The 24,162-nt window shown below is 66.2% G+C and carries 25 protein-coding genes; 4 read left to right on the forward strand and 21 right to left on the reverse strand.

Going from position 1 to position 24,162, the window contains the following annotated elements; translation table 11 throughout:
* Positions 1-12 precede the first annotated feature (12 nt).
* Both QW868_RS31240 and QW868_RS31245 read right to left on the reverse strand, forming a co-directional pair.
* A complete protein-coding gene (locus tag QW868_RS31240; protein ID WP_316232370.1) occupies positions 13-1,563 on the reverse strand; it encodes an ABC transporter substrate-binding protein in 1,551 nt (516 codons plus the stop codon).
* Positions 1,551-2,882: a M20 family metallopeptidase gene (locus QW868_RS31245; RefSeq protein ID WP_316232371.1), complete on the reverse strand. Its 1,332-nt coding sequence runs from the start codon at positions 2,880-2,882 to the stop codon at positions 1,551-1,553. Before QW868_RS31245 ends, QW868_RS31240 begins: the two co-directional genes overlap by 13 nt.
* Positions 2,883-2,948: 66 nt before the next feature.
* On the opposite strand from QW868_RS31245, the gene QW868_RS31250 reads away from it, so the two are divergent.
* Positions 2,949-3,725 carry a GntR family transcriptional regulator gene (locus QW868_RS31250; protein ID WP_316232372.1) on the forward strand — a complete coding sequence of 259 codons (777 nt, stop codon included), beginning with the start codon at positions 2,949-2,951 and terminating at the stop codon, positions 3,723-3,725.
* Positions 3,726-3,737: 12 nt separating this feature from the next.
* Here the strand turns inward: QW868_RS31250 and dhaK are convergent, their stop codons facing one another.
* From dhaK to QW868_RS31315, 13 genes are all read right to left on the reverse strand, one after another.
* The gene (dhaK, locus tag QW868_RS31255) at positions 3,738-4,727 is read right to left on the reverse strand and encodes a dihydroxyacetone kinase subunit DhaK (RefSeq protein ID WP_316232373.1); all 990 of its coding nucleotides are present in this window, start codon (positions 4,725-4,727) and stop codon (positions 3,738-3,740) included.
* Positions 4,724-5,176: a hypothetical protein gene (locus tag QW868_RS31260; RefSeq protein ID WP_315777419.1), complete on the reverse strand. Its 453-nt coding sequence runs from the start codon at positions 5,174-5,176 to the stop codon at positions 4,724-4,726. The genes dhaK and QW868_RS31260 overlap by 4 nt, the downstream gene beginning before the upstream one ends.
* Positions 5,173-6,792, reverse strand: coding sequence for a phosphoenolpyruvate--protein phosphotransferase (ptsP, locus tag QW868_RS31265; RefSeq protein ID WP_316232374.1), 1,620 nt, complete (start codon positions 6,790-6,792; stop codon positions 5,173-5,175). Before ptsP ends, QW868_RS31260 begins: the two co-directional genes overlap by 4 nt.
* A 2-nt stretch (positions 6,793-6,794) precedes the next feature.
* A complete protein-coding gene (locus tag QW868_RS31270) occupies positions 6,795-7,097 on the reverse strand; it encodes an HPr family phosphocarrier protein (RefSeq protein WP_315739286.1) in 303 nt (100 codons plus the stop codon).
* Positions 7,098-7,109: 12 nt separating this feature from the next.
* Positions 7,110-7,508, reverse strand: coding sequence for a dihydroxyacetone kinase phosphoryl donor subunit DhaM (gene dhaM / locus QW868_RS31275; RefSeq protein WP_316232375.1), 399 nt, complete (start codon positions 7,506-7,508; stop codon positions 7,110-7,112).
* A gap of 2 nt (positions 7,509-7,510) precedes the next feature.
* Positions 7,511-8,116, reverse strand: a complete 606-nt coding sequence (gene dhaL, locus QW868_RS31280) for a dihydroxyacetone kinase subunit DhaL (protein ID WP_316232376.1) — start codon at positions 8,114-8,116, stop codon at positions 7,511-7,513.
* Positions 8,117-8,119: 3 nt separating this feature from the next.
* On the reverse strand, positions 8,120-9,130 hold the full coding sequence (locus tag QW868_RS31285; RefSeq protein ID WP_315777416.1) for an ABC transporter ATP-binding protein: 1,011 nt from the start codon (positions 9,128-9,130) through the stop codon (positions 8,120-8,122).
* Positions 9,123-10,235: an ABC transporter ATP-binding protein gene (locus tag QW868_RS31290; protein ID WP_315780333.1), complete on the reverse strand. Its 1,113-nt coding sequence runs from the start codon at positions 10,233-10,235 to the stop codon at positions 9,123-9,125. Before QW868_RS31290 ends, QW868_RS31285 begins: the two co-directional genes overlap by 8 nt.
* Positions 10,236-10,239: 4 nt before the next feature.
* Positions 10,240-10,437 carry a hypothetical protein gene (locus QW868_RS31295; RefSeq protein ID WP_315739282.1) on the reverse strand — a complete coding sequence of 66 codons (198 nt, stop codon included), beginning with the start codon at positions 10,435-10,437 and terminating at the stop codon, positions 10,240-10,242.
* A gap of 17 nt (positions 10,438-10,454) precedes the next feature.
* Positions 10,455-11,408, reverse strand: a complete 954-nt coding sequence (locus QW868_RS31300) for a carbohydrate ABC transporter permease (RefSeq protein ID WP_315712568.1) — start codon at positions 11,406-11,408, stop codon at positions 10,455-10,457.
* Positions 11,405-12,367, reverse strand: a complete 963-nt coding sequence (locus tag QW868_RS31305) for a sugar ABC transporter permease (RefSeq protein WP_315739280.1) — start codon at positions 12,365-12,367, stop codon at positions 11,405-11,407. The genes QW868_RS31300 and QW868_RS31305 overlap by 4 nt, the downstream gene beginning before the upstream one ends.
* A gap of 124 nt (positions 12,368-12,491) precedes the next feature.
* The gene (locus QW868_RS31310; protein ID WP_316232377.1) at positions 12,492-13,823 is read right to left on the reverse strand and encodes an ABC transporter substrate-binding protein; all 1,332 of its coding nucleotides are present in this window, start codon (positions 13,821-13,823) and stop codon (positions 12,492-12,494) included.
* 331 nt (positions 13,824-14,154) lie between these two features.
* Entirely contained in the window at positions 14,155-15,042 is an 888-nt protein-coding gene (locus tag QW868_RS31315; protein WP_316232378.1) for a 4'-phosphopantetheinyl transferase, read from the reverse strand.
* Positions 15,043-15,265: 223 nt separating this feature from the next.
* Here QW868_RS31315 and recQ point away from each other — a divergent pair, with 223 nt between their 5' ends.
* On the forward strand, positions 15,266-17,071 hold the full coding sequence (gene recQ, locus QW868_RS31320; RefSeq protein WP_316232379.1) for a DNA helicase RecQ: 1,806 nt from the start codon (positions 15,266-15,268) through the stop codon (positions 17,069-17,071).
* Between the two features lie 395 nt (positions 17,072-17,466).
* Positions 17,467-17,772: a hypothetical protein gene (locus QW868_RS31325; protein WP_315739276.1), complete on the forward strand. Its 306-nt coding sequence runs from the start codon at positions 17,467-17,469 to the stop codon at positions 17,770-17,772.
* A 35-nt stretch (positions 17,773-17,807) separates the two neighbouring features.
* Here QW868_RS31325 and QW868_RS31330 read toward each other — a convergent pair whose 3' ends face one another.
* From QW868_RS31330 to QW868_RS31355, 6 genes are all read right to left on the reverse strand, one after another.
* On the reverse strand, positions 17,808-18,539 hold the full coding sequence (locus QW868_RS31330; RefSeq protein ID WP_316232380.1) for an HlyD family efflux transporter periplasmic adaptor subunit: 732 nt from the start codon (positions 18,537-18,539) through the stop codon (positions 17,808-17,810).
* Positions 18,540-18,886: 347 nt separating this feature from the next.
* Positions 18,887-19,588, reverse strand: coding sequence for a VIT family protein (locus QW868_RS31335; protein WP_315739274.1), 702 nt, complete (start codon positions 19,586-19,588; stop codon positions 18,887-18,889).
* A complete protein-coding gene (locus QW868_RS31340; RefSeq protein WP_316160002.1) occupies positions 19,585-19,989 on the reverse strand; it encodes an OsmC family protein in 405 nt (134 codons plus the stop codon). Before QW868_RS31340 ends, QW868_RS31335 begins: the two co-directional genes overlap by 4 nt.
* A 140-nt stretch (positions 19,990-20,129) precedes the next feature.
* Positions 20,130-20,696 (reverse strand): cytochrome b, encoded by a 567-nt coding sequence (locus tag QW868_RS31345; RefSeq protein WP_315770973.1) that lies wholly within the window; start codon positions 20,694-20,696, stop codon positions 20,130-20,132.
* An 81-nt stretch (positions 20,697-20,777) separates the two neighbouring features.
* Positions 20,778-21,686 carry a sigma-70 family RNA polymerase sigma factor gene (locus QW868_RS31350; protein WP_316159965.1) on the reverse strand — a complete coding sequence of 303 codons (909 nt, stop codon included), beginning with the start codon at positions 21,684-21,686 and terminating at the stop codon, positions 20,778-20,780.
* Positions 21,683-22,441 (reverse strand): SDR family oxidoreductase, encoded by a 759-nt coding sequence (locus QW868_RS31355; protein ID WP_316232381.1) that lies wholly within the window; start codon positions 22,439-22,441, stop codon positions 21,683-21,685. Before QW868_RS31355 ends, QW868_RS31350 begins: the two co-directional genes overlap by 4 nt.
* 143 nt (positions 22,442-22,584) lie before the next feature.
* Here QW868_RS31355 and QW868_RS31360 point away from each other — a divergent pair, with 143 nt between their 5' ends.
* Positions 22,585-23,790 carry a M20/M25/M40 family metallo-hydrolase gene (locus QW868_RS31360; RefSeq protein WP_316232382.1) on the forward strand — a complete coding sequence of 402 codons (1,206 nt, stop codon included), beginning with the start codon at positions 22,585-22,587 and terminating at the stop codon, positions 23,788-23,790.
* Positions 23,791-24,162: the final 372 nt, after the last annotated feature.

Here is a 24,162-nt window from a genome sequence, read left to right on the forward strand (position 1 = left end):
TCGGATCCTGCCTCAGCTGCGCTTGGGCGCGCCGGCGCCGAGCGAGACGAGATCGAGCCGGAACACTGACCCACGCGGATGCAGCTGGTAGCCTTCCACATAGGCGCGCTGCGCCGCCAGGATGTCGAAGAAGACCGGAATGACCGACGGCACCTCCTCGCTCATCATCGTCTGGGCCCGCGCATAGAGCGCGGCACGATTGGCATCGTCGGTCTCGCTACGCGCCGCATTGACGATCTCGTCGAAGCGCGCATTGTTCCAGCGCGTCTCGTTCCAGGCCGCATCCGAGGTATAGAGCAGCTTGAAGATCGCGTCGGCGGTCGACTGCATGTTGTAGAAGCCGACGTAGAAATTGCCTTTCTTCCAGACCTGATCGAGATAGGTCGCGTGCGGCATCGTCTGAACGTTGATGCGGAAGCCGGCAGGCGCCGCCATCTCACGGATCGCAACGCCGAGCTGCGTGCGCGTGTCCGGCTTGTCGGATGCCACCATCGTCAGGTCGATGCCGGAGGGATAGCCGGCATCGGCAAGCAATTGCCTGGCTCTGGCGATGTCGGGCTTCTTCAGTTTGCGGTCCTGATAGAACCGGTAGGCGGGGCTCAGCGGCGTGTCGTTGCCGGGCGTGCCATAGCCGCCGGCCACGAAGCCGGCCATGGCCTCGCGATCGATGGTCAGCGCCAGCGCCTGGCGCACGCGAACGTCGTTGAACGGCTTCTGGTCGCAGCCCATGTTGACGTTCAGAAACTGCCCCGAGGGGATCCGCACCGCCTTGACGCCGCTGGCCTTGCCGAGCCGCTCATATTCGCCGGGCGTGGTCGACAACATGAGATCGATGTCGCCCGAAATCAGAGCCGATGCCTCGGCGGTGCGGTCGGGATAGACGAGGATCTCGACGCGATCGAGTGAAGGCCGCGCGGGATCGTAATAGGCCGGGTTGCGCTCGACAACGATCTTGCGGTCCGGCTCATAGGACACGAGCTTGAACGGCCCTGAACCATTCGCCTTGGTGGCGAGGCTGGCGAGATCGGCGGCAACGACTTTCGCGGGCACGATGCGCGCATTGTTGTAGGCGAGCGCGACCGGAAAATCGGCGAAGGCAACCGATAACGTGAACCGCACGGTCGACGCATCTACGGCTGCGACATCCTTGATCGGGCCGACATTGGTACGCGCCGGTGACGCGGTTTTCGGATCGAGGATCGCCTTGAAGGTCGCGACGACATCCTCCGCCGTCAGCGGCGAGCCGTCGTGGAAGCTGAGATTGGGCCGCAGCTTGAACGTCCACTCGGTGAGCCCCGCGCCGGCCTGCCACGACAAGGCGAGGTCCGGCTCGACCGACATGTCCGGCTTCAACCGGGTCAAGTTGGAATAGAGCAGCTCGGTGATAAGGTATTCCGGATTGACGCGCGCGAGCAGCGGGTGAATGACGGCCGCGCCCTGATCGACCGAGATCCGCAAAACGCCGCCGCGCTTGGGCGCCTCGGCGGAGAGAGAGACTTGCGGCAGGGCACCAAGCGCGAGCGCGGAGCCGGCAAGGAAATGACGACGAGTCACGGACGGCATCGGGCGAAGTCCTTTTCGGGCGTGATGGCTTCGGGAGAGAGCTCGGGACAGAACTCGGCTGCAAGATAGGCCAGCACCGACTTCGCCAATGCGACGATGTCGGTGAGCGTCGTCGATTCGCCCGGCGCATGGATGCGGCTATCGGGCCTGCCGAGACCCGTGAGCAGCACCTCCTGCAGGCCCGTGGCCTGCTGCACCCAGCCGAAATCGGAGCAGCCGGACGCCCCCCATCGGGCGAAGTCCTCGGCCGCGTAGCCGAAACCGGCCGACAGCGCCTGCTGCCAGCGCGGCCAATGCGGCCCGCCGGGATCGGATGTCGGCATCAGATGACCGGTGAGGATGATCTTGACGTCGAGCATGCCGGCCGCCTGCCGGATCGCCGTTTCGATCTCGCGGCACGTGGCGGCGAAGTCCTCCTCGGGCGCATAGCGGCGGCACAGGAGAATCTCGACCAGCGAGGGGATCTGTCCGCCGCATTGGCCGCCATGAATAGCCGAGATGTCGAGGCTCGCGGTGAGCGGTCCGGCCGCCTGCGGCGGTGGCGGCAGCGCCGATGTCCGCTGCGCGACGAGCGGCTTCAAAGCGGCGAGCGCATTGAGGATCGGCAGCGCCGCCTCGATCGCGTTGGCGCCGGCACGGCGCTGCTCGCCGGCATGGGCCGCCTTGCCGTGAACGCGCACCGTGAGCGTGAACAGGCCGAAGCAGCCGGCCCAGATCCGCGGCATGGCGCTGCCGTTGAAATTCAGAATATGCCCTTCGAGGCGCCCCTGTTCGGCAAGGTAGCGCACTCCGGGATAAAGCCCCGCCTCCTCGTCCGTGCACAGCAGCAGCATCGGATCATAGGCCAGCGACAATCCAGTCTGCTGCGCGGCGCGGAGCGCGAGCAGCGCTGCCGCGACGGATCCCTTCATGTCGGCTGCGCCGAGTCCGGTCAGACGGTCACCGTCGCGGCTCAGTTGCAGCGGATCGGTCGCCCAGCCGGGCGCCGCCGGTACCGTGTCCACATGGAAATAGAGCCCGAGCACCGGTCTGCCGGAGCGGCGCCGTGCGATCAGATTCGTACGCGGTCCGCGCGCCCCCGGTGCGCGCCATAGATCCTCCGGGACAATCACGCGCTCGCAATCCAGCGCCAGCGGCCTGGCGAGCTGCTCCATCACGTCGGCAAAGGCATCGTAGCCGGCGCCTGGCGGAAAGCTGGTGTCGACCGCCACCAGCTTCCGCAGGTCCTCGACGGCAGTCTCGGTCATGCCGTCGATCGCAGCGAAGGCGCCGGCCAGGCCGGGCTGGCTCCGATCTACTGGAATGCCCTGAGAAATCATTTGCCGTCTGCTCAATCCTATATTCTATATAGAAATAGAATTCACGACGCGGCATTTGTCAATTCCATGAAAAAGGCAGCTGTGGCCAGCAAAGCGGCAGACGGAGTCGGTGCCGGTCCGGGCGCGCTGCCGGTGCCGCTCTACGAGCACGTCAAGCGGCAGATCGCCGAGGCGATCCTGATCGGCGACATGCCGCCGGGGACGGTGCTGCCCGGCGAGGTCGCGCTCGCCAATCAATATGGCGTCGCCGTCGGCACCATCCGCCGGGCGCTGGCCGACCTCACTGCGGGCGGCATGCTGATGCGGCGGCGCAAGACCGGCACGGTGGTGACGGGCCGCGCGTCGCAGCATGGGCTCAGCTTCTTCTTCCAGTACTTCCGCCTGCTCGGCGCGAACGGCAGCCTGCTGCACTCGGAGGCCGAGGTGCTGTCGGTGACGACACGCGCCACCGAGCCACGCGAAGCGGCGCTGTTCGCGATGGCCGAGGGCGGGCCGCTGCTGCATCTTCGTCGCATCCGCCGCGTCGCCGGCGCGCCGGTGCTGCATTCGCGCATCTCGATGGTCGCGAACCGCGTGGCGGGATTTCCGCGCGAGCCGAAGAAGGTCCCTTCCCTGATCTACCGCCATCTGCTCGAGGCCTATGGCATCCGGATCGCCGCGGTGCGCGAGAAGGTGACGGCCGAGGTCGCCACCAAGGAGGACCGCAAGCTGCTCGGCCTCTCCGCGCCGGCCGCCGTGCTCGTGATCGACGAGGAAGCCTATGACCAGACCGGCGCGCTGGCGATCCTCAGCCAGCACCGCGCCACGACGGCGCAGCACTACTACTCCAACGAGATCCGCTGAGCGGACCTCGGTTCAGCAGCCCCAGCGCAGGGCGGCCGTGTGCACCGGCGCGTCCCACAGCGCCATCGTCGACTCATCGAGCGCGGTGACCGTGAGCGAGCAGCCGGCCATGTCGAGCGAGGTGACGTAGGAGCCGACCAGCCCGCGCGCGATGGCGAGCCCGCGGCCTTCCAGGATGCGCCGCGCCGCATTGGCCATCACGTACAATTCCATCGCCGGCGTTGCGCCGAAGCCGTTGACCAGCAGCAGGCACGGCGTGCCGGACTTGGGCGCGAGATCGGCCAGGATCGCGCCCATCATCTCCTCGGCGATCGCATCGGCCGAGGCCAGCTTGACCCGGCGGCGGCCGGGCTCGCCATGGATGCCGACGCCCATCTCCATCTCGTCGTCACCGAGCGTGAAGGTCGGCTTGCCGGCGGCCGGCACGGTGCAAGAGGTCAGCGCCACGCCCATCGACCGCGTGCGCCTGTTGACGTTGTCGCCGAGCGCCTTGAGCGCATCGAGATCGCGGCCCTGCTCGGCCGCAGCACCCAGCATCTTCTCCACGATCAACGTGCCGGCAACGCCGCGGCGGCCGGTCGAATAGGTCGAGGTCTCGACGGCGACGTCGTCGTCGGTGATGACGGTCGCGACCTTGCCCTCCATCATCTCCGCGGCCATCGCAAAATTCATCACGTCGCCTTCGTAGTTCTTGACGATGAGCAGCGCGCCCGCGCCTGTGTCCACGGCCTGCGCAGCCGCGAGCATCTGGTCCGGCGTTGGCGATGTAAACACCTGGCCCGGACAGGCGGCATCGAGCATGCCCGGCCCGACGAAGCCGGCATGGAGCGGCTCATGGCCGGAGCCGCCGCCGGAGATCAGCGCGACCTTGGCCGGTTTGAGGCTCTTGCGGCGAACGAACTTGTTGTCCTCGCCCAGCGTGACGATGTCGCCATGCACGGCGGCAAAACCCTGCAGGCTCTCGGTCAGCACGTCGGAAACGGCGTTGATCAGCTTCTTCATGGCTTCCCTCCGGGTTCGGCGTCGTCGTTGTTTTCGTTGGCCGAGATCAGCGCGGTGATGCCGCGCGCGACGCCAGTGATGATGCGGTCGGCATGGGCGTTGAGCGCGGAGTCGCCGAAGTCCGGCAGTTCGACCACGAGGCGCCGCATCGGCCGCTGCGCCTCGGCCTCGTCCAGCCGGCCCGGATGCGCGGCGCGGTAGGCGGTCAGAAACGCCTGCTGCTCATGCGGCGAGAAGTGACAGATGTGGAAGATGGTCTCGAGATGCTGCAGCGGGATCGGCGTCGCATAGGCCGGATTGACGATCTGCGAGATGAAGCTGCGATTCTTGCCGATCGCCTCCGCCAACCGCTGCCGTGTGCCGGAGGGACGGCTGTCGATCACCGCGCGCAGGATCGCCTTGTATTCGGCGAGCGGGCTTGCGCCCCCCGATGCATCCTGGTCACTCATGCGCCCTCTCCCGCGGCCTTTTCCGAGCCCTTGGCGAGGTCAAGCTCGCGGATCGCCGACTTCACCAGCGGCAGCAGGCCCGGCGCGACCGACAGCGCGCGCACGCCGACCCCAAGCAGCGCCGGAATGGCTCTGACATCCCCGGCGGCGTCGCCGCAGATCGAGACTTCCACGCCCCGCGCACGACCAGCGCGCACCACATGGGCAATCATCGCCAACACCCCGGGATGCAGCACGTCGGCATAGTCGGCGACCTCGGCGCCGTCACGCGAAGCAGCGGTCGCGTATTGGGTCAAGTCATTGGTGCCGATCGAGAAGAAGTCCGCAGCGAAGTCATGCGCTGCCAACGCAGCAGCCGGCACCTCGACCATCATTCCGAAGGCCGGCGCGGCGAACACGACGTTGCCGGCGGCCAATTCGGCGAGCACGGCGCGGAGATGGCGACGCGCGACGTCCAGCTCCGCTGCATTGGTCACCATCGGCAGCATCACCTTGAGCGGTCCGAGCGCAGCGGCGCGCGCCAGCGCGCGCAGTTGAACACGGAAGATCTCGGGATGACGCAACGACAGACGGAGGCCACGCAGGCCAAGAAACGGGTTGCTCTCACCATCGATCGTGTAGCCCGGAATCGGCTTGTCGCCGCCCGCATCGAGCGTGCGAATCGTGACCGGCCGGCCTTCGGCCCAGCGCACGAGCTCGGCATAGGCGTGATATTGCGCCTCCTCGTCGTGAAGCAGGTTGCCGGTGAGAAACTCCGTGCGCGCCAGACCGACGCCATCGCACGCTGCGGCTGGCAGCGCCGTCATATCACCAGGACCGGAGATGTTGACGAGCACGGAAACGAAGGTGCCGTCGCGCGTCAGTGCCGGTTCGTGCTGCCGCGCCCTTGCCTCCGCCCTGCGGCGCGAGACCGTCTCGTCCTCCGCCCGCGCGGCGGCGATAGAGTGCGCGCTGGGATCGGCGATGACGACACCGCGACCGCCATCGACCAGCAAATCCCCTGTCAGCTTGTCCCAATCGTGACCGAGCCCAACCACCATCGGCACGCCGCGGCTGCGCGCCAACATCGCGACATGGCTGGTCGGGCTGCCCTCGCCGAGCGCGATGCCCCCTCCATTCGTCCACTCGATGGCGAGGAAAGCCGATGGCGCCAGATCACGCGCAACGACGATCGCCCCCTTCGGCAACTTGCCGTTCTGCTGCAAGCCGAACAAGTGTCGCAGCACGCGATCCCGGATGTCGGCGAGGTCGCCGGCGCGGGCGCGGAAATATTCGTCCTCGGCGGACTCATACCCCGCCATCTCCTCCGCCATCGCCGCGCGCCAGGCCGCATCCGCGGCGACGCCGCCCTCGATCTGGACGTAAGCCGCCTCGGTCAGCGCATCGTCTTCGAGCAGCGCGAGCTGAAAGCCGATCAGCTCGGCGGCGTCTCCCTCGAGCCTGTCGATCAGCTCGGCCACGGCCTCACGCGCATGCGCGACCGCTACGGCGAGCGCTTCATGCTCCTCGGCGACCGCCCCTTTCCTCCGGCTGGCGCCCTCCAGCGCATGCAGGATCGCCGCGGGCCCGATGGCCAGCCCGTCCGACGCCGCCCGCCCGAAGATGCGCCGCTCCATCGTCACTCCTCGTCGAACTTGCGGTTCACCAGATCGACCAGCGCGGCGATGGCGGCCTCGGCATCGGTTCCATTGGCGCGCAGGAACAGCGTCTCGCCCTTGGCGGCCTTGACGCGCATGATCTTCACCGGGCTCTTGGCATCGGTCCAGGGCCCGTCGGCCGCGATCGCGACTTCGATGGTCGAAGCAAAGCGCTTGGCGAGCTGGGTCAGCTTGACCGAGGGCCGCGCATGCAGCCCGACCTCGTTGGTCAGCAGCGCATGCGCCTTCGCTTCCTGCATGCCGATCTCTCCACCGTCAGCCATTCTCGTTCCTGCTCATCCGCCCATCAGCTCTTCGGCGGTTACGCGCACCGCATCGAGCGGCGAGCCGCCGGAGGCTTCCGTCGCCGCCATCACCGCGCCTTCGACCAGCGGCGCGTTACAGATCACGATGCGCTCGCGCCGCTCCTCCGGCATCATCTCCACCGCCATCTCGCTGTTGGTCTCAGCGCCGCCGAGATCGACCAGGATCGCAACACCTGACTCCGACCACGCCTTGTCGATCGCGCCCATGATGGCGCCAACGTCGGTGCCGAGTCCGCCATCGGCATTGCCGCCGACCGCTGCGAGCGGCACGCTGTCGCCGACCATCTGCCTGACCATGTCGGCCGCGCCTTCCGCCACCTTGGCGGAATGCGACACGATGACGATGCCGACATTCTTCTGCTCACTCATGATCAGGCCTCATTGAATACGCTGCAGATCGCCTGCACGAGCAGGCTGGACGAGCGCGCGCCGGGATCCATGTGCCCGATCGAACGCTCGCCGAGAAACGAAGCACGGCCGCGGATCGCCAGCATCGGCACGGTCGCGTCGGCGGCTTCGGCAGCGATCGCGGGCAGCCGGGCGGCGAGATCGTCGCCACCGGCCGCAAAAGCTGCCTGCACCGGGATCAAGACGTCGAGCATGGTCTTCTGGCCTGCTTCCGACTTGCCGCGGGCTTTCACGTCCGCAATGGCACGCCCGAGCGCCGCCGCCGCTTCGGCGGCAGATGGCTCTGATGGCAGCACCTTGCCAAGTCCCATCGCCAGCGTGCCGTAGAGCGGACCGGACGCACCGCCGACCTTCATCACCAGCGCCATGCCGACCGCCTTCAGCGCCTCGGGAAGAGGCTTGGCTGAAATGTTCTCGACGTCGGCGAGAACGGCCTCGAAGCCGCGCTTCATGTTGAGTCCGTGATCGCCGTCGCCGATCGCCGAATCGAGCGCGGTCAGTTCCTCGGCATGCGCGATGATGGCATCGGCCATCGCCATGATCAGCCTGCGCTTGAACGCCTGGTCCATTGTCTATCTCACCCGCTGGCCCGCCCGGTCGAACAGCAGCGGCCGGGTGAACTCGATAGCGACGGCGTCGCCGACTTTCAATTCCGTATCCGGCTCGACCAGGCTGACGATGGTCTGGTCCTGCAGCGTGATATGCAGATGATTCTGATCGCCGAGGTGCTCGATCCATTTCACCCGTGCGTTCGCACGGGTCTCGGCGCGCCGGACCGTCATGTGCTCGGTGCGCGCGCCGATCGTCGCGACGTCGCCCGGCACTGCGAGATCCGGGAACAGCCCACGCGGCAGCAGATTGATGCCGGGACTGCCGAGCCGGGTCGCCACATAGGCATTGGCCGGATCCTCATAGACCTCCCGCGGGCTGCCGACCTGCACCAGCCGGCCCTGCTCGATCACGCCGATGCGGTTGGCAAGTGTCATCGCCTCGATCTGGTCGTGGGTGACATAGAGCATGGTGGCGCCGAGATCCTGCTGGATGCGCTTGAGCTCGATGCGCAGCTCGGAACGCAGCTTGGCGTCGAGCGAGGACAGCGGCTCGTCGAGCAACGCGATCGCAGGTCTGCGCACGAGCGCACGGCCGATCGCCACGCGCTGCATCTGACCGCCCGAGAGCTGAGTAGCGCGGTTGCCGAGCTTGTCCTCGATCCGCAGCATCCCCGCGACGTCACCGACGATGCGCTTGATCTCAGCCTCCGGAATCTTGCGCACCGGCGAGCGCAGCGGAAAGGCGAGATTGTCGTACACCGACAGATGCGGATAGAGCGAATATTGCTGAAACACGAACGTGACGTCGCGCGCGGCCGGCGTCGCTTTCGTCTGATCGACGCCGCCGATGGTGATGCTGCCGCCATCCGGCATGTCGAGGCCTGCCACCAGGCGCAAGGTCGTGGTCTTGCCGGCGCCGGTCGGCCCGAGCAGCACCACGAGCTCGCCATCGCGGATGATCAGCGACAAATCCCGAACCGCCGGCTTGGATCCGAACGACTTGCTGACGGCGTTGAGACGCGTCTCAGCCATGATGGCGCCCTCCTCTCACCGGCTGCTCATACAGCGCCGTGCGGATTGCACGGCCCGTGGCGGCGTTGAACAGCGAAAGCCGGTCGGCGCGGAAGCTGAGTCCGACCGGCTCGGCGCGCTCAATCCGGACCGCCGCGGGCGCGCGCGCCTTGACGGTGCCGCGAGCCGTCGTGACGGTGATGATCTGGGTGGTGCCGAGATATTCGGTACCAAACACCTCGCCGCGCAGCCCGCCTTCCGCGCTGAGCGCCACCTGCTCCGGCCGCACGCCGAGAACCAGCTCGTCGCTCTCGGCATCCTCGCGCAGCTCGGGCACGCCGATCTCGGCGCCGTCGATGCGCACGCAGTTCGTGCCGGCACCAAGCCTGCCCGCGAAGCGGATGAAGTTCATCGCCGGCGAGCCGATGAAGTCTGCGACGAACATGGTGGCGGGACGGTCGTAGATCTCCTGGGGCGTTCCGAGCTGCTCCACGACACCGCGATTCATCACCGCGATCGTGTCGGCCATCGACATCGCCTCGAGCTGGTCGTGAGTCACGAACACAGTGGTCGCCTTGAGCCGGTCGTGCAGCGCGCGCAGCTCGCCGCACATGATGTGACGGAACTCGGCATCGAGCGCGCCCAGCGGCTCGTCCATCAAGAACGCTTTGGGCTCGCGGACAATGGCGCGGCCGAGTGCGACGCGCTGGCGATCGCCGCTCGACAACCCGCTCACCGGACGGTCCACCAGATGGTCGATGCGCAGGATGCGCGCCGCTTCCTCGACCCGCCGCCTGATCTCCGCCTTGGGCACCCCCATCGAGACCAGGGGAAAGGCGATGTTCCTGCGTACGTTCATGTGCGGGTAGAGCGCGAACAGCTGGAACACCATGGCGATGTCGCGCTCACGCGCGCGCCGGAAGGTGACGTCCTCGCCGCCGAGGTTGATCGTCCCCGACGTCGGCAGCTCCAGGCCCGCAATCATGCGCAACGTGGTGGTCTTGCCGCAGCCGGACGGACCGAGCAGGCAGAAGAACTCGCCGTCGGCGATCGTGAAGCTGGTGCCGCGCACGGCGGCAAAGCCGCCGAACTCCTTGAACAGGTTCTCGATCCGGATCTCGGCCATGGCGTCAGTCCGGGAACTTGGAGACGATGGTGAACATCACGACACCAGCGAGCGTGGTGATGAAGGAATAGGTGTAGAGCACCAGCGCGAACGGCTGCAGCAGCATCAGCACGCCCGCCGCAATGAGGATCGTCGCCAGCGTCTCCATCGGGCCGCGCCGCAGCGCCCGTGGCCAGCGCGTGGTGGCCACATCGGCAGGCATGTTCCGGATCGACTCGCTCATTTGCGCACCGCTCCGAAGGTGATGCCGCGCAACAGGTGTTTCCTCAGCAGCACCGTGAACACGACGATCGGGATCAGGAACAGCGTGGTGCCCGCCGCAACCGCCGGCCAGTCCTGGCCGCCCTCGCCGATGATAATCGGAATGAAGGGCGGCGCGGTCTGCGCCGTGCCCGAGGTCAGAAGCACCGCAAAGGCATATTCGTTCCAGGCGAAAATCAGGCAGAAGATCGCGGTGGCGACGATGCCGGTGGTGGCCTGCGGCAACACGACCTTGAAGAAGGCTTGCAGGCGGGTGTAGCCGTCGACCATCGCCGCCTCCTCGTATTCGCGTGGGATTTCGTCCATGAAGCCCTTGAGCAGCCAGACCGCGAGCGAGATGTTGACGGACGTATAGAGCAGGATCATGCCGAGCCGCGTGTCGGACAGGCCGAGCTCGCGATACATCAGGTAGATCGGGATCGCGACCGCGATCGGCGGCATCATCCGCGTCGACAGGATGAAGAACAAAAGGTCATCCTTCAGCGGCACCTTGAAGCGCGAGAAGGCGTAGGCCGCAAGCGTTCCGAGCACGACCGACAGCGCGGTCGAGCCGAACGCGATCACCAGCGAATTGACGTAGCGTGGGATGTAGTTCGATGGACCCGCGACCACCATGTTGCGGCCGCGCGAGATGCGGTCGCAGAGGCTGGCGGCCGGCGGCAGCTTGGCCATGTACTCCGGGGCCTGCCGGGTCCGGGTCGTGAACAGGTTGCAGTAACCCTCCAGGCTCGGCTCGGCGACCAGCTTCGGCGGATAGGCGATCGCGTCCGATGGCGACTTGAATCCGGTCATGAAGATCCACAGCAGCGGCACCAAAGTGATCAGGGCATAGGCGATCACCACGGTTGCCGCGATCCGCTTGGTCAGCGGCGACGGATCAACGACGGAATGGGCGGTTGCGAGACCGGTCATCGGCTTTTCACCCGGTTGAGCGCCTTGACGTAGATGTTGGCGAGACCGAACACGGTGACGAACAGGATGATGGCGAACGCCGAGGAATAGCCGGTGCGCCACTTTTCGAACGCCTCGCGCTTCAAGGTGATCGAGGCGACCTCGGTCGTCGAGCCTGGACCGCCGCCGGTCAGCAGGTTGACCATGTCGAACATCTTGAAGTTCTCGATGCCGCGGAACAACACCGCGAGCATGATGAAGGGCAGCGCCATCGGCAGCGTGATCGACCAGAACTGCCGCCACGGCGAGGCGCGGTCGACCTCGGCCGCCTCATAGATGTAGTCGGGAATCGAGCGCAGGCCTGCGAGGCAGATCAGCATCACGTAGGGCGTCCACATCCAGGTGTCGACGACGACGATGGCCCAAGGCGCCAGCGGCACCTGCGCCAGCATCTGGAACGACGACGCCGGCATGCCGGTCACGGCGGCGATGACGTAATTGAACAGGCCGATCTGCGGCTGGTACAGGAAGGTCCAGAAATTGCCGACCACGGCTGGCGACAGCATCATCGGCAGCAGGATCAACGTGGTCCAAAGGCCGTGGCCACGGAATTTCTTGTCGATCAGCCAGGCCAGGGTGAAGCCCAGCACGGTCTGGATCAGGATGGTCCAGAACACGAAGCGCGCGGTCACCGTCATCGCCGCCCAGACGTCCGGATCGGTCAGGATCGACTGGTAGTTGGCGAGCCCGACATCGAGCACGGTGGCGTTCGGACGGTTCGCGCGATAATTGGTGAAGGACAGCCGGATGGTCCAGATCAACGGGAAGATGTTGATCGCGAGCAGCAGCAGCATGGTCGGCGTGATGAACAGCCAGGCGATGGCGCGCTCGGACAGGCCGCGCACGCGCCCCGCCACGACCGGCGGCGTCACGAGGGCGGCGCGGTCGACGAGGCTGCTCAGTCCGGTTTGGTCGGTCATGCGAGGGACTGCTTCACTGGCTGCTTCTGGCTGGCGGTGAGACTGGTTGGTCCGCCCGGCAAGCCGAAGCTCGCCGGAGGGATTGTCGTGGCGCATCCCGCGTGTGCGCGAGGTGCCGCGGCCGTCAGAGCTTGCCGTCCTCCTTGAAGACCTTGGTCCAGTCGGCGATCAGCCCATCGAGCGCGCCCTTGGCGGTGCCCTGGTCGGCGACCACATAGTCGTGGACGCGCTTCTGCATGGCGAGCAGGAGCTGCGCGTAGGACGGCTCGGCCCAGAAATCGACCACCAGGTCCATCGCCACCAGAAAGTCGGCAGCGAACGGCGCGGTGTTCTTGAAGTTGGGGTCGTTGAGCACGCCCTTGTGGCAGCTATAGCCGCCGAGCGCCCACCATTTCTTCTGGGTGTCGAGCGAGGCAAACCATTTGATGTAGGCCAGCGCCTCGGCACGGTTCGGCGAATAGGCCACCACCGAGATGCCCTGCCCGCCGAGCTGCGAGCCCTTCTCCTTCTGCGCCGGGTTGACGAAGAAGCCGATCTTGTCGCCGCCGACATTGGGGTCCTTGTAGAGGCCCGGGAAAAAGGCGAACCAGTTCATCTGCAGCGCGACCTGGCCGGACTTGAAGGCGTCGAGCCCTTCCTGCATGTAGCCATTCGAATAGCCGGGCGGCGTGCAGCACTTGTACAGCGCCTTGTAGAATTCGAGGCCCTTCACGGCGTCGTCGGAATTGACAAAGCCCTGCATGTCATACGGCTTCTTCGGGTTCTGATACTTGAAGCCGAACGGATAGAGCGCGTTGGTGACGCCCATGGTAATGCCTTCCGAGCCGCGCTCGGTGAAGATCGCCGCGCCATAGACGGTCTTGCCGTCGATCACCCGCTTCTGGAAGAACTCGGCGATGTCCTTCAGCTCGGCTTGCGTCTTGGGCACGTCGAGCTCGCGGCCGAACTTCTTCTTGAACTCCTCGCGGATTTCGGACCGTGAGAACCAGTCCTTGCGATAGGTCCAGCCGTTGGCGTCGCCCATCGCCGGCAGCGCCCAGTAGTTCGGCGTGCCCTTCGGCCATTCGGCGTAGCCGGCCACGGTGGCGGGCATGAAGTCGGAGATCTTGATGCCTTCCTTATCGAAGAACTCGTTGAGCTTGACATATTGACCGTTCTCGGCGGCGCCGCCGATCCACTGGGAGTCGCCGATCATCAGGTCGCACAGCTTGCCCTTGGAGTTCAGCTCGTTGAGCATGCGGTCGGCGAAGTTCGGCCACGGCACGAACTCGAACTTCATGCTGACGCCGGTCTTGGCGGTGAAGTCCTTGGACAGCTCGACCAGCGCATTGGCCGGGTCCCAGGCGGCCCAGCACAAGGTGATGGTCTTTCCTTCGGCGCGTGCCGGCGCGGATGCGCCGAGCACGGTCGCAGCGGCGACCGTCGCCATCAGTGCAAATGTCTGCAGCAACTTCATCTGGCACTCCCTCCCTGTTGGCGCCGTCCCCGCTTCGCGTGGGTGACGGCGATGCATGGCCTGCGGCGAGCGGCGCCGTCACAACGACAGCGCGAGCCGCAAGCGTTTCCCCATGGCCCCGGATCATCCGTCCGAGTTAAGTATTTTGTTTAGTAGATTGTGAATAACTAAACATGTCAAGCGCGTTTTCGCGACGTTTGCAGCGCATCATGTTTAGCGACTGCGGTAAGCTGCTCGTCGTCCGGAGGTTTGCCGGGATGGCGATGGCGCGGCTCTCCGGCGCAGCCGCCAGGACGCAGGCTCGGCCCAACTCCAGGCTGCATCCGCGCGATCAGCCCTTCGCCAACGTCACGCCGCAACTGACCCGGCCGTCAGCGATGAGGAAGCGTCCGGCGAGGCGAGCAATGGCAGCCGGCCATCCCTCTCTCACGACGCGCGCCTCGAACGTGCCTGCCGCCCATGCGATCGTGAGCTCGACGTCCTGGAAATCCAGGAAGCCGCGCGTGATCGGATATTGGCATTTGTAGTAGGCTTCCTTCGCGCTGAAGATCACGATCGGCAGCATCGGCTGCAAGGCGTCCGGCTGCGCGCGAAGCCATCGCCGCTCGGCCGGCGTAAGCACCAGGTCGCGCATCGACGGATCGAGCTCGCGCAGGTCCTCGACATCCAGTCCGAGCGACGAGACATCCCTGCTTCGGGCTACGGCCACGGCGCAATGATCGGCACAATGTGAGATGCTTCCCACATAGCCCGGCGGCCACACCGGCGCGCGATCCGGCGCCGGGACGAGCGCCACCGGCGGAGCTCCGAGCGCGGCCAGCGCCCTGCGCGCCAGGACCCGCGCGGTCGCGAACTCGGCCCGCCGCTTGGCGACCGCGGCTCGAACATGAGCGCGCTCCTCGGCAAACAGTTCGTCGTCCGCCAGCGAGAGGCTGGAGGCCACGACCACGACCGGGCCTTCAAACAGATCTGCAAGCACCCTCGTCACCAACTCTGCGCGCGCGTCTCTTTGCGGACCGGCCTCGACCGACCGCCACCGTATACGACACGGCGACGTCGAAGCGAATTCCAACGGTTCGACATGTTTCGCGATCTCGCGGCGCCACGCGCCCGAGCTTTGCATGGCGAGCGCACGCTGCCGCTCGGCGAGCCGCACCACCGACCACTGCGGATCGGCATCGACCAGCACCACCTTGCGCCCGGCGAGGTGCCAATGCACCCAGCTCGCCCCGGCAGCCCATGCTCGTATCAGGATCGGAACATAATGCGATGCAAGTCGATTCTGCCATAACTCGTCGGCTTGTCCAACGCGCCCCTGCCACTGTCCCCGCCATGCTTCTCCGCGCCGCTGAAATGCGCGTCACCGGGCAGCTTTCGCTTGACGGCGGCGTCCCGCAACGGGACTTATCCAGTCCCTCCGTCTGCCGAAGAAGTGCGTTCCCATGACCGCCGATCCGCTCTCGATCCTCAAGGCCGTGTTCGGCTATGACAGCTTTCGCGGGCGGCAGCGCGACATCGTCGAGCACGTGATCGCCGGACACAATGCCTTCGTGCTGATGCCGACCGGCGGCGGCAAGTCGCTGTGCTACCAGATCCCGGCGCTGGCGCGTCCCGGCCTCGGGCTGATCATCTCGCCGCTGATCGCGCTGATGGAGGACCAGGTCACCGCGCTCCGGCAGGCCGGCGTGAAGGCCGCGGCGCTGAACTCGCGGCTCTGGGGCGCCGAGAAGGACCTGCTGTGGCAGGACATCGAACGCGGCGAGCTCGACCTGCTCTACATGGCGCCCGAGACGCTGCTCAGGCCGGAGAACCTGGAGCGTCTCAAGGCCGCGCAACTGTCGCTGATCGCCATCGACGAGGCGCACTGCGTCTCGCAATGGGGCCATGATTTCCGGCCCGAATACCGCGCCCTCGACTGTCTCGCCGGGCTGTTCCCGACGATCCCGCGCATCGCGCTCACCGCCACCGCCGATGCGCCGACGCGGGCCGAGATCGTCGAGCATCTCTCGATCGGCGACGGCAACAGCTTCATCGCCGGCTTCGACCGGCCGAACATCCGCTACGGCGCGGCGGAGAAGACCAGCACGATGCAGCAGATGCTCGCCTTCCTGAAATCCCGCGAGGGCGAGAGCGGCATCGTCTATTGCCTGTCCAAGCGCAAGACCGAGGAGGTCGCCGCCTCGCTCAGCGACCACGGCTTTCCGGCGCTGCCCTATCATGCCGGCATGGAGATGAAGGCGCGGGAGAAGAACCAGCGTCGCTTCCAGCTCGAGCAGGGGCTGATCATGGTCGCCACCATCGCTTTCGGCATGGGCATCGACAAGCCCGACGTGCGCTTCGTGCTGCATGCCGATCTGCCGTCCAGCATCGAGGCCTACTATCAGGAGACCGGCCGCGCCGGCCGCGACGGCCTGCCATCGGAAACCCTGATGCTGTACGGCGCCGAGGACATCGCGCTGCGCCGCCGCTTCATCGATGAGTCGGACGCGCCCGATGCGCGCAAGCGCACCGAGCGCCGCAAGCTCGATGCGCTGCTCGGCTTCGCCGAGACCTGCCAATGCCGGCGCCAGGTGCTGCTGCGCTATTTCGGCGACGATTGCGCGCCGTGCGGCAATTGCGACATCTGCCTCGACCCGCCCGAGACCTTCGACGGCACCATCGCCGCGCAGAAGCTGCTGTCCTGCATCCACCGCACCGGCGAGCGCTTCGGCCAGGCCCACGTCGTCGCGGTGCTGCTCGGCGAGACGGACGAGCGCATCGAACGGCTCGGCCATGACAAGCTCTCCACCTTCGGCATCGGCAAGGAGCACGACCGCAACGCCTGGCGCTCCATCGTCCGCCAGCTCGTCGCGCATGGGCTGATCAGCGTCGACATCGCCGGCCATGGCGGCCTGTCGATCTCGCCCGAGGGCCGCCAGTTCCTACGCGACAAGCCGCAACTCAGCCTGCGCGTGCTGAAGAAGACCAGGCGCGACCGCAAGGCTCGGGAGCGGCAGACCACGACGACATTTCCTGACCTCGACCGTGACCTGTTCGAGAAGCTGCGCGTCCGGCGGATGGAGCTCGCCAAGGCCCAGAACGTGCCGCCCTACGTCATCTTCCACGACAAGACGCTGGCCGAAATGGCGACCCGCCATCCGCGCTCCGTCGCGGAGCTTGCGAGCATCCCCGGCGCCGGCACGGTCAAGCTCGCGCGCTACGGCGAGGCATTCGTGGCGGTCATCAAAGCGCATGATGCGGGCGCCTGAGCCGGCCATCGTCCCGCAGCACCGCGACTCCTTCGCTCGACTATCAGACGGCACACATGGCCTCACACATGGGCTCGCGATCCCGGCCGGACGCTCGTGACGATCGCGAAACGTCCCTCTTCGGCGAAGCCGGATGCGCGGAAATGTGACGGTGATTTGCCCGAGTGCAATTGATTAGTTTACGACAAACCGGCTCCACGGGCAGTTCGTGCATGAGCGGCATGCACGGATTGCCCGTCGTGCAGCGAACATGCGCGCACACCCGTGGCATGCGTTCGCACCCGTTGAATTTTGTCGGATTCCCGACACCGACTTTTCTTGACCCTCGCGCGGCGCGCTCTTAGTTTCCGTCCCCGCTTGAAACGGCAATCAACAAACTCATATGGGCGGACGCGATGGTTCGGGAATTCGAGTACAAGGGGGAAGTGTTTCGGGTGACGGCGCATGGCATCCATGGCCATGAGGAGATCTTCATCGTCCACATCGACGACGGCGTCGAGGGCGGCGAGATCTCGATCGACCGGATGACCGAGGAGAACGACACCAGCGCACCGCTGGAGGACATCATCGTCATGCTCTGCGACAAGCTGATTCCGGAAGCCGGCATCGTCTGCCGCGAGCCCGGCGGCGCGTTCGCCTGGCGCGAGGGCAAGGTCGTCTACCAGGTTCACGACGGCGTGCAGGAGCTCAGCCGCGGCTGATCGCGGGCGCCGCGCGTCGCGTGGGGATGCCGTGGTCAGATGCGCCGCTGCACCGACGCGGGTTGGAGATCCTGCTCGCAGCGGCAGGTCCTCTGCGCCCTCTTCTGCAGGATCTGCGAGACCATCCGCTCCGTCCCGGTCAGGCCGGTCAGGATCGTCGCGCCGACAGCCATGCCGGATCGCAATCCGGCGGGCATGGCCGCCTTCAGCAGGCTGATCTTCAGCGCAATCCGGCTTTCGCCGGTTGGCGAGCCGGACGCCGCGCCGATCCACTCGGCATCCGCGACATGTCCATAGAGCCGGACGGGCAGGCCCGGCACGTCGATCGTGACCGCCTGTCCGATCGCGACATAGGTGATCTCGGAAACCGCGAGGGCTGCGATGACGTGGGGCTCGCCCGGCGTGACCACCGCCATCAACGACCGATCTGTCGTCACGACGTCGCCGACATGGAGACCGCTTGCAGCCACGACGCCGGCGACGGGAGCGATGACGTCGTTCAGCGCGACCGTCGCGGCGCGCTCGTCCCGGTGCTCGATCCGCGCCAGAACCTGTCCCGCAACAATCTCCTGATTGTCGGTCACGAGCAGGTCCCTGACCAGGCCGGACACCGCCGACCTGACCGGGACTTCGTTCATCCTGACATAGGCGTCATCGGTGTGAACCAGATATTGGCCGACGGTCACATACTCGACCATCCATGGCAGCGCGACGAGCATTCCGATCATCAGGCCGAGCCCGACGAGCGACCACAGCGCACGTCCCACGGACGCCCTGGATGTGGCGCGCGGGTCCGCCGGGGGACGCTCCTCATGCAAAATCGTCAGCCGGGATCCGCCCGGCGCTTGCTGTCCGTCCACCGCTCGCTCCTCACGACCACAGCATCGGGCGCATTGCCGCCTCGGCGGCGTCCTCGTGACGTGAGGGTCGCGCCCATCGAATGCTCGTGACGCCGATGTGGCGGCTCGCGGGCCGGTTGATAATGGCGCCTGGACCGAATTGGGTCTTCAATTTCTCGAAACAATGCCGGCGTCGACGACAGCGCGACACCGCCGCAACCTCGACACGAGACGGCGGTAACGCCGTTGATCGTCACGCAAGCTTTGCCCGCGCTTCAAACGACGGCCCCAAACAACTTTCCGATGCCTGCGGTGAGACCCAGGGCGAAGGCCCCCCAGAACGTCACGCGAAAGGTGGCACGCGGAATGTTGGCCCCGCCTGCCTTTGCGCCGATCGCTCCCAGCACCGCGAGAAAGGCGAGAGAAGCCGCGGAGACGATCGGGACCAGCAAGTTGGCGGGCGACACGACGACCATCAGCAAGGGCATGGCGGCTCCCACCGAAAACATCATGGCCGAGGTCACGGCGGCCTGGATGGGCCGCGCTGCGGTGATCTCCGAGATTCCCAATTCGTCGCGCGCATGAGCCGTCAACGCGTCTTTCGCCATCAACTGCTCGGCCACCTGCCGCGCAAGGGATTGATCCACACCTCGCTTGACGTAGATATCGGCAAGCTCGTCGCGTTCAAATGCGGGGTTGTCGCTCAGCTCCTTGCGCTCCCGTGCAAGGTCGGCCTGCTCCGTATCCGACTGCGAACTGACGGAGACATATTCACCGGCGGCCATCGACATCGCTCCCGCGACCAATCCCGCGACACCCGCGATCAGGACGTCGTTTCGTGTCGCTGCTGCCGCAGCAACACCGACGATCAGGCTTGCAGTCGAAATGATGCCGTCATTGGCTCCCAGAACGGCCGCCCTGAGCCATCCGATCCGCGCCACCAGGTGGCTTTCAGGGTGGACGTGAAGACGGCTCATGTCTTTCTCCTGATCACGCCTTGCAGCTTCGTCGCGGCGGCCACGGTGTTGGAAATCGTTCCATACTTCCTGACATTCTGATGAAGCAGCTCGAGCCGGCGGTCATCTTCATCGGTGTCGACGATCAGCTCGTAATCGATCGACGCCATCATCGGCGGGCTGTCCTGACGGACGCCGATCAGTCGCACCTCGACGCCACGAACATAGAACTTGAGCATCGGCGTCACGCGTTCGATTCCCTTGATCATGCAGGCGGCAACCGCGGCGAGAAGAAGCTCGGCCGGGTTGAATGCATCCCGCCGTCCCTTGACGTCGGTATCGAGCACCACGGTCGCATCCTTGCAGTCTGCGACGCTTTCATGCGCATCGATCCGTCGGGCGTTGACGCGATACTCCAGCATTGGCGAGTCTCCCGGCCGTGTTTCCTGGGGGATTGGCAATCCGAACCATGAGCGGAGTGATCGATCGGATCGCGACCGTTCGGTCACGGCGCCTGAAGCGACGGCGCAATCCGTCATTCCCGACAGGCCTGTCGCCTCCCCTAGTCGTCCGAATGAGGCAGCATGCGCAGGAGCGTCCGATCCCGGAAGATCCAGTGATGGATCAGCGCGGCGGCCGCATGCATCGCGGCCACGATGACGAGGGCGTGGGCGAGAATTTCGTGCACTTCCTTGACGTTGTGAGCAAAAGCGCGGTCCTTGGGCCAGGGCGACGCGATCTCGGCGATGCCAAACAGCGGCAAGGCATCACCGCGCGCGAACTGCAACACGATTCCAACGACAGGCACGGCAAGGAGCAGCGCATAGAGGGCGTAGTGCGCGAAACGCGCGGCCGGATCCTGCCACTTTCCCATCCATGTGGCGAATTCGGTCGTCTCGGGCGGCGGAGATGGATCGGCCAGCCGCCAAGCCAGGCGCGCGGCCAGAAGCGCGAGGATCGCGATCCCAGCCGTCACGTGGATGAACAGGCCGGATTCGCGCGGTGCGCCCTTGGGCAGCACGTCACCGAAGACACCAAGCGCCCAGGCGACGGCCACGAGCACGACCGTCAGCCAATGCAACGTCTGCGGAATTGCACCGTAGCTTCGCGTCGAGTTGAAGAGCTGCATCTCGGACCTCTTTCGTCAGAATATGGTCCTGACGCGACCGTCCCTCGTTGACGTGGATCAAGCCCTTGCCGGCCTGGGTGCTCAGACTAGCGGGACGAGTGCCAGCTCTGCATCGGCGATGACATAGCGGACGTAGCGGTAGTCGCGGATGAAGCTGATCTTGCCGTCGCGCCAGCTCAGCCACATGAAGTAGCTGGGCTGCGGATCGCCATGGCGTTCGAACACGGCGATCACTTCCCGGCCCTCGAGCCAGGCGGGCGCCAGCCAGACGCCGTCCATCCCGGCGTAGATGCTGAAGAACATCCCGACATCGGCCGGGCCGACACGGATGGGATGAGTGGACTGGTGCAGTTTGACGTCGTGCGCCAGCAGCGCGCGCAGGCCGTCCCAATCACGCCGGTTGAACAGGCTCGCATAGCGCGCCACCGCATCGGACGCCGGTCTCGCCGCCGGCCGGGCCTCGGCCACGGCGTTGATCCCCGAGAGCCGCGCGCGGGCGCGGGCGAGATGCGCCTTCACCGAGTCCAACGTCAGGCCGAGCAACGCCGCGATGTCGGCGAGCGGCTCGTCGAGCACGTCCTTGAGGATGAGCACGCTCCGCTGAGGGATCGGAAGCTCCGTGAAGCGCGACACCGCCGTCCTGATCGCCTCGTCGCGCATCATCACCTCCACGGCATCCGGTGCGGCGTCATCGGCGACGTCGTCAGCGGCCTCGATCGGTTCGACCGCCCGGATCGCACGGCTGCGCAGCAGGTCCAGCGCCCGGTTATGCGCGACCCGGAACAGCCAGGCGCGCAGCATCGCGAGGTCCCGCATCTCGCCCACGGCGACGAGCGCCTTCGTCAGGGTGTCCTGCACGACGTCCTCGCCGTCGATCACCGACCCCATCAGCCGCGCGCAATAGCGATGCAGCTCGGGCCGCAACTGCTCTGCCAGGGCCATGAGCTCGGCCCTGCGCGCGTCTTGCTGATCCTGTGGTCCGTCACTCAAGCTGCCGCTCCTTCCATCACCGTCACACCGTCGTCGCCATTCAGACCGAACACGACACCATCGGCGAATCGCGGGTCCTCCAGCACGGAGACGACGCGATCGCCGAACGCGCGCGGCGGCATCGGCGCGCCGAAACGGGCGACGAACGCTTCCGGCGTGATGCCCATGGACCCGGCATAAGCGCCCGCGGCCGTATCCCCCACTCCCGTGCCGAGGATCATCATGCGCGGCACGATCGCCTGGAAGCGGATGTCGAGTCTGTCGTCCTGCGACACGCCGTTGGCATATTTCGCCATGAACCAGAGCATGCGCTTGGCGCCGCCGTAGCCGCCTGACATCTGTGAACCACCCACCGCCGCGCCGCTCGATCCGACCAGCACGCGGCTTCCTGGCTTGAGCGGGAGCTTGAGCGCCGCCTGGATCCAGTACAAGCCCGCCTTGACGTCCGTTTCCCAGGCAGCCGAGAAATCCCTCCAGGTCAGCCGATCCAGCCGGCCCATGAGCGGCGTTGTGCCGGCGTTCAAGATCAGGATGTCGGGGCTGATATCGCCGACGATGCGATGCGCAGCGGCCTCGTCGGTGACGTCGGCCGCGATCGTGGCCACACCCAGGCGCGCAGCAATCGCGTTCAGCGCCTCGGTTCCGCGCGCGACGACGGTCACCTTGGCGCCGCGATCGACGAGGGCCTCCACGACTCCCAGGCCAAGGCCGCGGCTTCCGCCGGTCACGACGATCGTCTTGTCTTTCAGGCTCATCTTGATGCTCCAATGTCCAGATGACATGAAGACGATCGAGGCATCGGAAAAGAGTCAGGCGGCGAAACCAATGCGAGCCCCCTTGCGCAACCGGCCGCCCGGCTGGATGCTCCGGGCACATCGTTCATCATGGGAATCGCTTCATGTCCGTCGACACCGCCGCCGCCACCGATCGTCTGATGCGTTTTCTGGCCGTCCAGGGCGTGACCGGACAGGAGAAGGCGATCGGACGCGAGATCATGGCGGCGCTGAAGCAGGCCGGCGTGCCGGCCAAGGCGATGCGGCTCGACGATGCCAATACGCGCATTCCGCTGCCGACCGAGACCGGCAACCTGATTGTCGAGCTGCCCGGCCGCGGCAGCCAGCACAATCAGCCGCGGATCATGTTCATGACCCATATGGACACGGTGCCGCTGTGCGCCGGCGCGCAGCCGAAGATCGCTGGTCGCAAGATCGTCAATCAGGCCAAGACCGCGCTCGGCGGCGACAATCGCTGCGGCTGCGGCATCCTCGTCACGCTCGCTGCCGAGCTTGTCAGGCAAAAGCTCGATCATCCGCCGATCACCCTGCTGTTCTGCGTGCGCGAGGAGAGCGGGCTCCATGGCGCGCGCCACGTCAACACGGATGACCTCGGCGCGCCCGAGATGGCCTTCAATTTCGACGGCAGCTCGGCCTCCAGCGTCACCATCGGTGCCGTCGGCGCCGACCGCTGGGAGGTCGAGATCTTCGGCCGCGCCTCGCATGCCGGCGTCGCGCCGGAGCGCGGCATCAGCGCCACCATGATCCTGGCGCTCGCGCTCGCCGAGGTCAAAGCCGGCGGCTGGTTCGGCAAGGTGGTGAAGGGCAAGGGCAAGGACGCCAAGCAAGGCACCAGCAATGTCGGCCCGGTCACCGGCGGCGAAGGCCGCCCGGCCGGCGACGCCACCAACGTCGTCACCGACTACGTCCATGTCCGCGGCGAATGCCGCAGCCACGATGCCAAGTTCGTCCGCGAGATCAGCAACGCCTACAAGGCGGCATTCGAGACCGCCGCCAAGCGCGTCACCAACAGCGACGGCAAGTCCGGCCGCGTCAAGTTCAAGGCCGTGACGGAGTTTCCGCCGTTCCGGATGAAGGAGACCCTTCCCGTCGTCAAGCGCGCCACGGCCGCCGTCTCCGACATCGGCGCCACACCGACCTTGCGCGCCGGCAATGGCGGCCTCGACGCCAACTGGATGGTCCGCCACGGCATCCCCACCGTGACCTTCGGCACCGGCCAGAACGAGCCGCACACGATCGACGAATGGATCAACCTGGACGAATACGACCGGGCGTGTGCGCTGGCGGTTCGGCTGGCCACGATGGGGTGAGACGACGCCGTCCGAACACCCAAGCGGAATGGCTGCAACCTCCCTGCTCCCGCGCGGCGTCGTGATGACGGGCTTGCCGGCAAACGCGCATGTTCCGAACAGGTCGAACAGCGAGGCCATGACGTCGCGCTCCCGCGGCGGATGGCACCCGGGCTTTGCGTCCTTTGGTCCTCTTCTCCTCGAAGAAGAGGCGCAGGGAAGACCGGGTATCGGCTGATACCCGCGGTCCGCGTGCAGCAGAAAGCACGCGGCAGAACCACAGGTTCAGCCCAATATCCGGCCTTCCCTGCGCGACGGTTTGAACGGGTAGAGTCGAGGAAGGGCGCGGTGGCTTGGGCCATTCGGCAACGCCCCGTTTCCCTTCCCCGCTCA

Origin of the sequence: Bradyrhizobium sp. SZCCHNR1051 (assembly GCF_032489615.1) — a bacterium.
Lineage (GTDB): Bacteria > Pseudomonadota > Alphaproteobacteria > Rhizobiales > Xanthobacteraceae > Bradyrhizobium.

Excerpts from the sequence above, each read along its gene's own strand:
- QW868_RS31340 (WP_316160002.1), bottom strand. The coding sequence starts at position 19,989 with ATGCTGGAGTATCGCGTCAACGCCCGACGGATCGATGCGCATGAAAGC.
- QW868_RS31310 (WP_316232377.1), bottom strand. The coding sequence starts at position 13,823 with ATGAAGTTGCTGCAGACATTTGCACTGATGGCGACGGTCGCCGCTGCG.
- QW868_RS31345 (WP_315770973.1), bottom strand. The coding sequence starts at position 20,696 with ATGCAGCTCTTCAACTCGACGCGAAGCTACGGTGCAATTCCGCAGACG.
- QW868_RS31250 (WP_316232372.1), top strand. The coding sequence starts at position 2,949 with ATGAAAAAGGCAGCTGTGGCCAGCAAAGCGGCAGACGGAGTCGGTGCC.
- QW868_RS31355 (WP_316232381.1), bottom strand. The coding sequence starts at position 22,441 with ATGAGCCTGAAAGACAAGACGATCGTCGTGACCGGCGGAAGCCGCGGC.
- ptsP (WP_316232374.1), bottom strand. The coding sequence starts at position 6,792 with ATGGAGCGGCGCATCTTCGGGCGGGCGGCGTCGGACGGGCTGGCCATC.
- dhaM (WP_316232375.1), bottom strand. The coding sequence starts at position 7,508 with ATGAGTGAGCAGAAGAATGTCGGCATCGTCATCGTGTCGCATTCCGCC.
- QW868_RS31285 (WP_315777416.1), bottom strand. The coding sequence starts at position 9,130 with ATGGCTGAGACGCGTCTCAACGCCGTCAGCAAGTCGTTCGGATCCAAG.
- dhaL (WP_316232376.1), bottom strand. The coding sequence starts at position 8,116 with ATGGACCAGGCGTTCAAGCGCAGGCTGATCATGGCGATGGCCGATGCC.
- QW868_RS31290 (WP_315780333.1), bottom strand. The coding sequence starts at position 10,235 with ATGGCCGAGATCCGGATCGAGAACCTGTTCAAGGAGTTCGGCGGCTTT.
- QW868_RS31360 (WP_316232382.1), top strand. The coding sequence starts at position 22,585 with ATGTCCGTCGACACCGCCGCCGCCACCGATCGTCTGATGCGTTTTCTG.
- dhaK (WP_316232373.1), bottom strand. The coding sequence starts at position 4,727 with ATGAAGAAGCTGATCAACGCCGTTTCCGACGTGCTGACCGAGAGCCTG.
- QW868_RS31245 (WP_316232371.1), bottom strand. The coding sequence starts at position 2,882 with ATGATTTCTCAGGGCATTCCAGTAGATCGGAGCCAGCCCGGCCTGGCC.
- QW868_RS31300 (WP_315712568.1), bottom strand. The coding sequence starts at position 11,408 with ATGACCGGTCTCGCAACCGCCCATTCCGTCGTTGATCCGTCGCCGCTG.
- QW868_RS31305 (WP_315739280.1), bottom strand. The coding sequence starts at position 12,367 with ATGACCGACCAAACCGGACTGAGCAGCCTCGTCGACCGCGCCGCCCTC.
- QW868_RS31260 (WP_315777419.1), bottom strand. The coding sequence starts at position 5,176 with ATGAGTGACCAGGATGCATCGGGGGGCGCAAGCCCGCTCGCCGAATAC.
- recQ (WP_316232379.1), top strand. The coding sequence starts at position 15,266 with ATGACCGCCGATCCGCTCTCGATCCTCAAGGCCGTGTTCGGCTATGAC.
- QW868_RS31295 (WP_315739282.1), bottom strand. The coding sequence starts at position 10,437 with ATGCCTGCCGATGTGGCCACCACGCGCTGGCCACGGGCGCTGCGGCGC.
- QW868_RS31335 (WP_315739274.1), bottom strand. The coding sequence starts at position 19,588 with ATGAGCCGTCTTCACGTCCACCCTGAAAGCCACCTGGTGGCGCGGATC.
- QW868_RS31270 (WP_315739286.1), bottom strand. The coding sequence starts at position 7,097 with ATGGCTGACGGTGGAGAGATCGGCATGCAGGAAGCGAAGGCGCATGCG.
- QW868_RS31325 (WP_315739276.1), top strand. The coding sequence starts at position 17,467 with ATGGTTCGGGAATTCGAGTACAAGGGGGAAGTGTTTCGGGTGACGGCG.
- QW868_RS31240 (WP_316232370.1), bottom strand. The coding sequence starts at position 1,563 with ATGCCGTCCGTGACTCGTCGTCATTTCCTTGCCGGCTCCGCGCTCGCG.